Below are 3654 nucleotides of genomic sequence, written 5' to 3'. Positions count from 1 at the left end.
CAGTCAGGTCGGTGACTTGTGCAGCCATTTGCCACGAGCCCGTCAGGAACTGGAATTCTCCGAGCGTGGAATCCGCCGCGATCCGGAAGGTGATGTCAATGGATGGAGTCGGGCCCCGACCCGTTCTAGCGGCTGCCTTCTGGTCCTCCAACCGTGGAGGGCAGCCGCACGGCTGTCCTTTCTCCTTCTCGGGCGAAAGGAACTCTGAGCCGTTGCATTCGTGGATGAGTCCTTTATGTCCGCGAAGGATCATGCGAGTTACAACCGCGTCGGGCCCATCCAGGATTACACGGACACTGTCACGCTCCGTCAGGATGTCGTGTTCCTGTTCCCCACTCACCCCATCTGGTTGAGGTTGACTTCCCAAAAGACTGGTGACGCGGGAGGCAACTTCTACGGAGTCAGTGGTCATACGCCACGTGTGCAGTGCTTCGGGTCTTCCATTGACGAGGCGCCCTTGGCGGAAGCGGCCGACTCGCTCGTCGGAACTCTGCGTCATTGGTGATCCTCGGTAGAACGTGGACAAGCGTCAGCCCGTCGACTGAGTGAAGCAACTTCCACCCTGCTCGCAGCTGGGCGGCGTCGCGGTGGATGCCCACACCTGACCGTTAGGGGAGCAGAGTGATCGACCCGGGGCAGAGCAGTTGCCGCAGTGAGTAGCCCTTCGATCGGGAGTGTCGGAGAAGCCTCTGACAGGTGGCCGTCAGCGTCCAGTGCCACCAACCAGTTCTCGCGTTCGTCGGGCGCTGGGCTCAACAGACCTGGCTCAATAGGCACATGGAGATGGGTGAGCACTGGGCCTACCGAGCAAGGCCGAAGGAGTTGGGCAGTCCGGTCCGCCGGGTCGAGATCGTCCGGGCAGGCGGGCAAGGCAGGTCCGATTCGCTCCACGTGCGGTTCCTCGATGGCGATGACGCAGGACTGCAGGAGTGGGTCAACCCGCCGTCTCTCGTGGCGCGTTGGGAGGATGTTGAGGCGTTCAGGTCGGATGACGCGAGGGTGCTTGCGCTGGCCGATGCGTCGCGGCACATGCGGGGAAGCCCTGAATTGGAGGCCGCACGGATGGTCTTCGATTTCGTGCGCTCGAAGCGCAAGCTGCGCGTGCGGCGTGCCGTCGCCGACGCGGGGATCCTGGAAGTGGGCCGCCTCGACGAATGCGCCCGACTGTCGGGATGGATCCCGCGGATCTGCGCGGTGATCCGATGGTCCACGAGAACCGTGCCGGCCATTGCCTGGCCGGGTGGCCGGTCACCGAGCTCATCGCACGCCACGTGGCCGAGCGCCAAGCCGATGAGATCCTCGCGCAGGTGGAGCTTGAGCAGCAGTCCATTGACCGGGAGTGCACCGAGTCCGGCTGGTACTCCTACAGCCGCCGTGATGACCGCAAGCTGGACGCCGAAGCGGCTGTCCTGCGGACCGTCCGGGATTGGTGCGGCCAGGACAAGGCCGAGCGCTACGACGAGCTGGTCGCCCTGCGGGAGGAGGTCGTCCGGCTCGGCAAACTCGTCGAGAAGTCGGTGAAGGCCCTACGAGACCGGGGGCACGGCGTCATCGCCTCCACCATTGAGCGCGACCTCGGCGTCCATATCTCCAGCCTTGATCCAGACGTTCGTCGGTGAAGCTGCGCCACCGTTCCGGTTCAGGCTCCGGTTTCGGTGGTTTGGTTTCCGCCTCAGGGGCTTCCTTCCTCGGCGGCTTCTTCTTCTCCGGCCTGTGCGGGTGCCAGCCGTCGAGGAACGGGCGTAGCTCGTCACCCGTGGGTTCTGCGTGGAGGCTGTGGGAGGTCAGGCCCTTGTCGGCCACGGCCGGGTCGAGCCGGTCGGCCTCCGCCTTCCCCCACTGCGACCACTCGCGCAGCCGCCCGGCCTCGTGGCGGTCGTCCGTAGCGGAGGCGGCCTCGTCGAGCGCGGCGCAGAAGGCCCGCATCTCCCCTGCGGCCCGCCACTGCGCCAGCGCGGTACTGAACCGGTCGACCCGCATGGCATCCGTCGCCTTGATGGTTGCGACGCTGACCGCTGCTTCCCACTCCCGTCGCGTGCGCTCCTTCTCCTCCGCCTCCCGCCGACGACGCTCCTCCTGCTCCTCGGCTTCCCGGCGGCGACGTTCCTGATCCTGGCGCTCCCGCTCCTCAGCCAGGCGCTGCTGCTCCGCCTCCCAGGCCAGCCGCCCCTTCTCCTGTGCCTCCGCGCGCGCCTTCAGCGCACGGAATACTGAGACGATCTGCGCCTCCAGCGGTTCCTTGGCAGTGTCGGCCCACCGCTTCTCCCAGCCGTAGTGGTTGCCATACCTCGATCCCTGACCCACGTGCAGTTCCAGTTCGCCGGACGGCTCGAACCGGTGTGCCGGGGTGACACGCTGCCAGTCGTACGTCCGCCGGCCTGACTGTTTGGGTACGTACCGGACCTGCTTCTGCCGCTCCTTGAAGCTGATCTCGTACGTCCTGCCGTGCACCGTGATCAGCGGTCTCGGCTGTCTACGCTTCTTCGACACCTTCATCTCGCCGTGCCGCGCGAGGGCCTGCTCGGCGAGCAGCCGCAGAAGGGAGAGCACCCGTGGGAGCACCTCGTCCGAGATCTCGAAGGCGCTGTGGTCCGCGGTGACCGCCGCGATCACGTCCTCGACGTCGGTGATCACACGGCTGCGGGCCAGGCGGATCCGGTTCCACTCCGTATCGTCCTCGCCCGTCACCCGGAGCAGACCGAGGAAGAAGTCTCCCTTCGCCCGCCCGCTGTACTTCAGGTGGTACCCCTCTGGTGCGCACTGCCGCGCTGCGTCGAACGCCCTGCGATAGCTGGCACGTTCTTCGGCGCTTGGGTCCGGAATCCGAAGGAACCGATCGGCCTGCTGTACCTCTGCGATCAGCGCCGCGCCGATCTCCGCCGCCGACCGCCGTCGGGGTTTCGCAGGGCGCGTCGGCGCTGGCTTCGCGTCTGGCCGGGGCGTGGTTCGCTGGCGGGGAGGCGCCTCAGACTTCGGCTTCGGCTCAAGTTTGGGTTTCGGCTCGCCGGTTACCAGCTTCTTCTTACGTGGGGTCGGTTCAGGCCGGTCCGGATGGTGGCCGTGCGCCAGGTAGAAGCGGCCGTCATCGGTGATCTCCGCCTGCCACTTCCCACTGTGCTTGGGCATGGTGATGAGGCCCCGCTCCTTCAGGGCTCGGGCGGTGAGGGTGAGTTCCGGGCTCGCGGAAGTGACGGGATCGGTTCCCTCCCCGATGCGGGTAAGCAGGGACAGTTGTCGATCGTTGAGCGGCGACCATCGGTACATGGGAACCGTCGTACCGGTCCCGCCGAGTGCTCACACCCAGAATGGCGATGTTCCTGAGTCTCGACACTCGGCCGTCTCCACGCCCCGGGCGTCCTCGCGACGCACCGCCAACACCGTCGGAGGGATACCACTGCCGCCCGTGCCGCCTCGGAGCACGGCCGGCGACCGGGCGCTGGTCGGGCAGGAGAGGCGCGGCGAACGGCCACCAGATGCGTGTGCCCAGGGTGACGAGGACTGACCGGCGGGCCGGGCGATACGGGATCGGCGATGGAGCGCCTAACGGGCGTGTGCGCTACATCGCCGGCCAGTAACGAACCTATGTAGGAAGGGAATTGGCGTACCCATTAAGACGCTCAGCGACGACGCACGCCTTTCATGTGGCACTACGTG

The 3654-nt window shown here is 66.5% G+C and carries 2 protein-coding genes and 1 pseudogene; 1 reads left to right on the top strand and 2 read right to left on the bottom strand.

Annotated elements, in window-relative coordinates:
* Positions 1–499 (bottom strand): recombination directionality factor (locus tag QIT00_RS38575; protein ID WP_456316500.1); only part of this gene is annotated, 499 nt, incomplete at its 3' end.
* Positions 500–777: 278 nt separating this feature from the next.
* Between QIT00_RS38575 and QIT00_RS38570 the strand changes: the two are divergent.
* Positions 778–1619 (top strand): annotated as a pseudogene (locus tag QIT00_RS38570) (PE-PGRS family protein).
* Here the strand turns inward: QIT00_RS38570 and QIT00_RS38565 are convergent.
* Entirely contained in the window at positions 1549–3264 is a 1716-nt protein-coding gene (locus tag QIT00_RS38565; protein WP_282540171.1) for a PE-PGRS family protein, read from the bottom strand. The pseudogene QIT00_RS38570 and the gene QIT00_RS38565 sit on opposite strands and share 71 nt — an antisense overlap.
* Positions 3265–3654: the final 390 nt, after the last annotated feature.

The sequence above is a fragment of the Streptomyces luteolus genome (assembly GCF_029968015.1).
In the GTDB taxonomy this organism is placed as follows: domain Bacteria; phylum Actinomycetota; class Actinomycetes; order Streptomycetales; family Streptomycetaceae; genus Streptomyces; species Streptomyces luteolus.
The sequence above is the reverse complement of the archived record's forward strand: the minus strand, read 5'-3'. Positions and strand labels throughout refer to the sequence as shown.

Coding starts and splice junctions, on each gene's coding strand:
- QIT00_RS38565 (WP_282540171.1), bottom strand. CDS start 3,264: ATGTACCGATGGTCGCCGCTCAACGATCGACAACTGTCCCTGCTTACC.